4 protein-coding genes are annotated in these 6,178 nt (G+C 64.9%); 3 read left to right on the top strand and 1 reads right to left on the bottom strand.

Annotated elements, in window-relative coordinates; all coding sequences use genetic code 11:
• The first annotated feature begins 514 nt into the window (after positions 1 to 514).
• The 3 genes from J2S96_RS17705 to J2S96_RS17695 all read left to right on the top strand — a co-directional run bounded on the left by J2S96_RS17705 (position 515) and on the right by J2S96_RS17695 (position 5,040).
• A complete protein-coding gene (locus J2S96_RS17705; RefSeq protein ID WP_184739845.1) occupies positions 515 to 799 on the top strand; it encodes an HU family DNA-binding protein in 285 nt (94 codons plus the stop codon).
• A 105-nt stretch (positions 800 to 904) separates the two neighbouring features.
• Positions 905 to 3,067: a cytochrome c oxidase assembly protein gene (locus J2S96_RS17700; RefSeq protein ID WP_306866362.1), complete on the top strand. Its 2,163-nt coding sequence runs from the start codon at positions 905 to 907 to the stop codon at positions 3,065 to 3,067.
• Positions 3,067 to 5,040, top strand: a complete 1,974-nt coding sequence (locus J2S96_RS17695; RefSeq protein WP_306866359.1) for an NHL domain-containing thioredoxin family protein — start codon at positions 3,067 to 3,069, stop codon at positions 5,038 to 5,040. Before J2S96_RS17700 ends, J2S96_RS17695 begins: the two co-directional genes overlap by 1 nt.
• A 44-nt stretch (positions 5,041 to 5,084) precedes the next feature.
• On the opposite strand, the gene J2S96_RS17690 is transcribed toward J2S96_RS17695, so the two are convergent.
• Positions 5,085 to 6,077, bottom strand: a complete 993-nt coding sequence (locus J2S96_RS17690) for a hypothetical protein (protein WP_306866371.1) — start codon at positions 6,075 to 6,077, stop codon at positions 5,085 to 5,087.
• Between the last annotated feature and the right edge of the window lie 101 nt (positions 6,078 to 6,178).

The raw sequence follows: 6,178 nt of genomic DNA, 5'->3' as shown, positions 1-6,178 counted from the left end.
TGCACCCGGGAGGGTGTGGGAGAGTAGGACACCGCCGGACAACCATTCACCGTTCAGGCCCCGGGCACCCACGTGCCGGGGCCTGAACCATTTAAACAACCCCGCCACCCCGCACATATGTGAGCGGGCGTCCCGCCGGGACCGGTCATATGTGAGCGAGCGTTCCGCCAGAACCGCCCAGATGTGAGCGGGCGTCCCGCCAGAACCCGTCATACGTGAGCGGGGGTCCCGTCTGGACCGACCGGATGTGAGCGGGCGACCCGCCGGAAGCCGCCAGACGTGAGCGGGCGTCCGGCCAGGACCCGCCATATGTGAGCCCGCGTCGGGGGCCCGGAGTTCGCCCGCGGCGGAATTGAGTCCCAAAAGCGCCCGAAATAGGGTGAATTTGGTCAAAAAAGCGCGGAAACACGCGGAATTTGCTGGCCGGGTCCTCCCAAGCTGGTAAGTTTTCGAACAGTGGCTCGCGCGCATGCCGCGCGTGAGCTCCAAAATCGTAAAGTCCAGGAGGACACAAATGGCTAAGAACCGTAGCGAACTGGTTTCCGAGGTAGCTGGCAAGGCTGGCACCAGCCAGGCTGCCGTCAACTCCGTGCTCGATGCCCTGTTCGAGGTTTTCGAGACTTCCGTCGCCGCTGGCGAGAAGATCACCATTCCGGGCTGGCTCGCCATCGAGCGTACCGACCGCGCAGCCCGCACGGGCCGCAACCCCCAGACCGGCGAGACCATCCAGATCGCCGCTGGCCACAGCGTCAAGCTGACCGCCGGCTCCAAGCTGAAGGCAGCTGTCGCCAAGAAGTAAGACACTTCGGCGAACGCCCTGAAAGGCGGCAACCTGCGGGTTGCCGCCTTTCTGCTTTAATCCGCTCGATTCGCCGCGCCGCCGACGTTAGCGGACAATGGATAGGTGCCATCAGCCAAAACTCCCGCCGCTGCCCCTTCGCCCGCTTCCAAGCCGGGAAGCAAGGCAGCCGCTGCCGTGGAAGGGATCTCCTTGCCCTGGCAGCTTGCGGGCTTGGCCGCGCTCCTCCTGGCTCTTGTAGGCGCTCTGATTTTCTCCGGCGCATCGGCCGCCCGGCAGGTCGCGGATCCCGGCACCTTCGTCCGCTGGGGGCTTCCCGTGGCCAAAGCCATTCACAACGTCTCCTTGGCGACTGTGATCGGCGGGCTGATCTTCGCCGTCGCCATCCTTCCCAGGCATACGCGATCCAAAGGCGACGACGCGCCTGAACATCCGGCGTTCACCCGTGCATTGGCCGTAGCGGCAGCAGCAGGCGCAGCCTGGACGCTCTCCGCCGTCGCGGTCCTCGTGCTGACCTACGCGGACGTGGCCGGGCAGCACCTCTCCGGGGATGCGCAGTTCACTGCATCCCTCGTCTACTTCATGACGGACATCCAGACGGGCCAGGCGTGGCTCGCCGTCACGATCATCGCCGCGATTGTCACGACGGCGCTGTTCGGCGTCCGCTCGCTGGCGGGACTCGCGCTGACGCTTGTCTTGGCCCTGGGAGGACTGGTTCCGAGCGCACTGATTGGCCACTCCGCAAGTTCCAGCGACCATGAGGGCGCCATCAATTCGCTCGGCCTTCACTTGGTGGGCGTGTCCACCTGGGTGGGGGGCATCATCATGCTTGCGGTCCTCTCGAGCCTCCTGCGGGGTTCCAAGGCGACAGGCACCAAGGACATCACAGAGCAGACCCTCCGCCGGTTCTCCGCATTGGCAGGCTTTGCCTTTGTGCTGGTTTTCGCCTCGGGCGTTGTCAACGCGAGCATTCGCATCACCAGCTTTTCGGCCTTGGTGGGCACCCCCTACGGGCAGATCGTCCTGGCGAAGGCCCTGGCCACTGTTGTCCTGGGCGGCATAGGTTTCATGCACCGCCAGTGGGTGATCCCGCAGCTGGGCCGCAAGTCGCTGACCACTCGCCGCGTGCTGTGGCAGCTGGTGTTGGTTGAACTTCTGGTGATGGGCGCGACGTCGGGGCTCGCCGTCGCGCTGGCTAGTTCGGCTCCGCCGCTGCCCACGACCTACGCACCCGACGCCTCGCCGGCCTTTATCCTGTCCGGCTACGAGCTGCCGCCTGAACTGACGCCCGCGCGCTGGTTGACCGAGTGGCGCTTCGACTGGCTTTGGGTGGCTGTGGCGCTCTTCGGCGCGGCGAGCTACATCCTTGGCGTGGTCAAGCTCCGCCGCCGGGGCGACTCCTGGCCATGGTTCCGCACCGTGAACTGGATGATCGGCTTGGCGGTCCTGACCTACATCACGTCAGGACCGGCGTCGGTCTATGGCCGCATACTGTTCTCCGCGCACATGGTGGACCACATGGCGTTGACGATGGTGGCTCCGTTGTTCCTGGTCCTGGGTTCGCCGGTGACTCTGGCATTGCGCGCACTTCCGTCGCGCGGCGAAGGATCGCGCGGGGACGGTTCCCGCGGACTGCGTGAATGGATCCTGGTGTTTGTGCACTCGAAGTTCTCCCAGGTGGTGACCCACCCCCTGTTTGCCGCCGCGAACTTCGCCGGCTCGATCGTCCTTTTCTACTTCTCCGACGCCTTCGACTGGGCTATGCGCGAGCACGTGGGTCATGAATTGATGAACCTGCACTTCTTGCTGACCGGCTACATCTTTGTGCTCACGATGATCGGCGCGGATCCACTGCCCCGGCGCGCTCCCTACCCCATGCGATTGCTTCTGTTGTTGGCCACCATGGGCTTTCACGCTTTCTTCGGGGTGTCCATCATGGGTGGCACCGGGTTGCTCGCGGCCGATTATTTCGGCAACCTCGGCCGGACCTGGGGTTCGTCGGCCCTGCTGGACCAGCAGACGGGGGGTGCCGTTGCGTGGGGAATCGGCGAGGTGCCCACTTTGCTGGTGGCGATCGGCGTCGCGGTCATGTGGTCCCGTTCTGACGAACGGGAGACGAAACGCACGGACCGCGCGGCGGACAGGAATAACGACGCCGACCTGAATGCTTATAACGATATGTTTGCGCGGCTAGCCAGCCGCGATGCGAAACTGACTGACCGGGGCGCCAAGCGGCCCGAAAGCAAGACAAACCTGGAAGGACGCTGATGAGCGAAACCGTACGCACCCAACTGCGTGTCCGTGCCTCTGAGCTGGTGGGCCGTGGATGGCTAAACACCGGTGGGAAGAGCCTGGACCTGGAATCGCTGCGCGGCAAGATCGTGCTTCTGGACTTCTGGACGTTCTGCTGCATCAACTGCCTGCATGTCCTGGATGAGTTGCGCCCGCTTGAGGAAAAGTACTCCGACGTCCTGGTGACGGTCGGCGTGCACTCACCCAAGTTCGAGCACGAAGCCGATCCTGTTGCCCTCGCATCGGCCGTCGAACGCTACGAAATCCACCACCCGGTCCTGGACGACCCCGAACTCGCCACGTGGAAGGCTTACACGGCCCGCGCATGGCCCACCCTGGTGGTCGTGGATCCTGAGGGCTACATTGTGGCGCATCTTTCCGGCGAGGGACACGCAGACGGCCTTGCGGTACTCCTGGAGGAGCTGGTGGCCGAGCACGAGGCCAAGGGGACCCTGCACCGCGGTGACGGCCCGTACGTGGCTCCCGTCCCGACGTCGGGCACCCTGCGCTTCCCCGGCAAGGCGACCCAGCTGGACAACGGCAACTATCTTGTGGTCGATTCCGGCCATCACCGCTTGGTGGAACTTCGCCCTGACCTTGAGACCGTGGAGCGCATCATCGGCTCCGGAACCAAGGGATACCTGGACGGCGCGGCGGAAATTGCCCAGTTCAACGAGCCGCAGGGCGTCGCAGTGCTCCCGTCGTCGCTGGCTTGGCAGCTCGGGTACGAAGCAGTGGTCGCGGACACCGTGAACCACCGCCTCCGCGGCGTCACGCTCAGCTCGGGTTATGTGCAGACTGTTGCGGGCAACGGCGTGCAGCGCTTGCTCGACGCCGGCCCGGCCCGCGTGACGGAAAAGGGTGCCGGCGTTTGGGCCGAACACCACGACGCCGGTCCGGCCGACTTCGCTGCCGACGCCCTCGACGTCGGGGTGCTGGGTGTGGGGACCGGGGTCTCCCTGTCCTCGCCCTGGGACGTAGTGTGGAGCGAAAAGCTGCAGCGCGTCGTCATCGCGATGGCCGGCACGCACCAGATCTTCACTTTCGAACCGTTGAGCGGCGAGGTGTCCATCCTGGCGGGCTCGGGCCTTGAAGGATTGCTGGACGGAGTTGCCGAGGAAGCCTGGTTCGCCCAGCCGTCCGGCTTGGCCGTGGACGCGGATGACAACATCTGGGTGGCCGATTCCGAGACCTCGGCGTTGCGCCGCCTGGTCCTCGGTGAATCCGGTGTCACTGTTGAGTCGGCCGTGGGCAAGGGCCTGTTCGATTTCGGATTCCGCGACGGCGAAGCCACCGAAGCCCGGCTGCAGCACCCCCTTGGCGTCACCGTGCTCCCCGATGGCTCCGTAGCCCTCGCAGACACCTACAACGGTGCCGTGCGGCGCTACGATCCCGCCACCGACGCGGTGTCCACCTTGGCGAGGGGACTCGCCGAGCCGAGCGACGTCGTCGTGGTCTATCCGGAAGACGGCGAACCGCTGCTGGTGGTGGTCGAATCAAACAAGCACCAGCTGGTCCTCGTTCCCATCCCCAAGGAAGCCCAGCAGGTAGACGAGGGCGCATCCCAGACGCAGCGGCCCAAGAGTCCTGTGGCGCCGGGGAACTTGGAGCTCACCGTGCGATTCACGGCGCCGACCGGACAGAAGCTCGACGACCGTTGGGGCGACCCCACGCAGCTGAAGATCTCGTCGACCCCGCCCGAGCTGTTGCTTTCCGGCGGTGGCACGTCTGTGGGGCTGTTGCGGACGTTGGAGCTGTCCGCGGACGTGTCTGACGGAATCCTCCACATCACGGCCCGCGCGGCCGCGTGCGATGGCCCTGAGACCGAGGACGGCGAAATTCCGGATCACGCCGCGTGCCACCTTTACCAGCAAGACTGGGGCATCCCCGTGGTCCTGCAGGCCGACGGCGACTCCGAGCTGGTGCTTGACCTGCGCGGAATGGACTAAACGCTGGTTGCCCTGGCTGCGTGACGCTGGCGTGGCGAGGGCGCCTAGAAGCTCACCAGCGGGGTGACCGTGATGGTGTCTGCGCCTATCTCCAGACGAGTGGTGAAGCTGAAGTCGTGAACGGCGCTGAGGTCGCCGACCGCCCCGCTGAATAGGTCGATTTCGCGGGCTGTTACCTTGGCCTTGCCGTTGAGGGGAGCCACTACCCACTGTCCGTTAAAGGGGTCGATGCTGACCTTGGGATATTCCGTGATTTCCCATTTGATGGTCCCGTCCACCACCCGGCTGTTGGTCACGTGGTAGAACGGGCAATCGGGTTGGAGTTTTTGCTGCTTGGTCGCGTCGGCGGCGCAGGTGTCCAGGAATTCCTTGACCTTGTCGCTCACCACCTTGATCATGGCGTCTGTGGGCTTTGTCAGGAGGTTGAGGGGTGCCTGAGGCAGGGCGTCCGTAGTCACCGACGTGCTGGTAGCTGGCGCCGAGAAGTATTTGCCGGTCAGGCTGGCTTCGTATTGGCCCGGGTAGAACACGGCAAAGCTGTTGCGGCCATTGGGCAGGTTCACCGGGACGCCATTCAGGTTCGCTTCGTTGGCGTTCACCGCCGTGACCTCGATCGTCGGCAGGGATGACGGCACGAAGGACCATTTGCCGAAGAACAGCCACTCGGTGCCTGTCCGCTCAAGCAGGAAGTCCGAGTGCAGCGGCTTGCCGTCAATCTGGTAGTCCATGGGGACCGTCACCCGGTTGCCCCCGCGGGATTCGGCGTTGCCGAGCTTGATATCGGTGATCTTCGACGCCGCCGTCTGCAGGGCGGTACCGTCCAGCATGGCGGCGTTCGCGTTGGGCACGGAAGCGTGCAGGAGGCCTAGGGCTTCCCCGCCGTGCCCTTGCTGAAGTGCGGAGAGGTAATCGCGCACTTGCTGCTGCGGGCTGGCGATGGAGTTGCTCACCAGGTTGATGGAAACGATCGCGGCGGCCACGGCAAGCATCAGACCGAGCAGCCACCCGGCCGCGGTCTTGACCAACGCTTGACTCAACTGCACGCCCTTTACGTTACCCGCCGGTCCAGCGATACCTAGGCATCCTTTCGCCCACATGACGGCTGAACATGCTTCGGGGAGGGCCCGACGGCGGCTGG

Source organism: Arthrobacter bambusae, assembly GCF_030812595.1.
Lineage (GTDB): Bacteria > Actinomycetota > Actinomycetes > Actinomycetales > Micrococcaceae > Arthrobacter > Arthrobacter bambusae_B.
Note: the sequence above shows the minus strand (reverse complement) of the source record. Positions and strands in the feature narration are given on the sequence as shown.

Excerpts from the sequence above, each read along its gene's own strand:
- J2S96_RS17705 (WP_184739845.1), top strand. The coding sequence starts at position 515 with ATGGCTAAGAACCGTAGCGAACTGGTTTCCGAGGTAGCTGGCAAGGCT.
- J2S96_RS17695 (WP_306866359.1), top strand. The coding sequence starts at position 3,067 with ATGAGCGAAACCGTACGCACCCAACTGCGTGTCCGTGCCTCTGAGCTG.